The organism is Mailhella massiliensis (assembly GCF_900155525.1).
GTDB lineage: Bacteria > Desulfobacterota > Desulfovibrionia > Desulfovibrionales > Desulfovibrionaceae > Mailhella > Mailhella massiliensis.
In genome coordinates this window covers 1-1014 of record NZ_LT706947.1, presented here as the reverse complement: position 1 = coordinate 1014, position 1014 = coordinate 1, and the positions used below count along the sequence as shown (strand labels likewise).

The following is a 1014-nucleotide window of genomic DNA, read 5'->3' as shown; positions in this document are numbered from 1 at the left end:
GCCGCTGGAGATTCTTGACCACATGCCCCTGTTCATTGACACGATAGCGGGCATTCTCCTGCGGTGCCCATCCCTGCCTGTGTTCGATTTCCGCCACTATCTTATGTGCCTCGTTGATGTCGAATCCTCTGTGCGGCTGAATGACTTTCTGTGTGTAGGGATGAGTCCGGTTCACGACAATATGAAGATGGTAGTTACCCGTATTCTTGTGCAGGGCATAGAGCGTCTGGTGTTCGGCAAGCCCCATTCCCCGGAGAAAGAGATTGACCGCTTCGTCCACCTGTTCACGAGAGGGCTGCTCGTTTTCCTGCCATGACAGAATCCAGTGCGTAACCGGCATCCTGCTCTGAATGGATTCTTCGGCAAGAGAAATCATTTCCCTTTTCTGAGCGGCGACGGTCGTTGTCAGAAAGTTTCTGCTTCCGGCGTAGGCGAGCTTGTCCTTGCCCCTGTCGTCGTGTTCGGCAAGGATGTAGTCCACCAGACCGCCAATCATGACGGACTTGGACTTTTTGAAGCTGGTACGCTTGAGCTTCTTGACAATCATCGTTTTTCACTCAGGGTTTCGATAGTCCGTCGGATTTGCCGCAATGCAGCGTCCAGTTCCGAAAGGGTGGCCGGATTTGCAGTCCGCTTTACCATCTCGAAATGATGCTTGAGCAATCCCCCAAGCCGTCGCAGTTCCCGGATGGTCTGGTCGTCCGTTCTGGCGATAATGGGCCTGCCGCCGAAGAACAGCCGCCGCATGTACTCGGACACGGACAGTCCCGCGCTGTCGGCCTGAGTCTGTAGTTTTTCGTCTTCCCTGGCGCTAAGTCTGAGTGTCCGCCGCCTATGAAATCTGGTTGTGGCCTTCCGTTTTTCCATCTGCCTTTCCTGTCTTTTTGAGAGCGTGAGAAGCGTAGCGCCGAACGCTCTGAGGGTGTCCAGAGGCGAAGCCTTTGGCAGGATGTTAGCTGGCGTCAGACAGCTACCATCCTGTAAGGAAGAACCCCGGCGGTCTTGGGGACTGCC

General features: G+C 55.0%; 2 protein-coding genes. Both read right to left on the bottom strand.

The annotated features are described in order from the left end of the window. Positions 1–547: relaxase/mobilization nuclease domain-containing protein (locus CZ345_RS05370; RefSeq protein ID WP_154674800.1), on the bottom strand; the 547-nt coding region annotated here is incomplete at its 3' end. Further along, a partial coding sequence (locus tag CZ345_RS05365; RefSeq protein ID WP_239446621.1) for a plasmid mobilization protein occupies positions 544–1014 on the bottom strand: 471 nt, incomplete at its 5' end. The genes CZ345_RS05365 and CZ345_RS05370, both read right to left, overlap by 4 nt.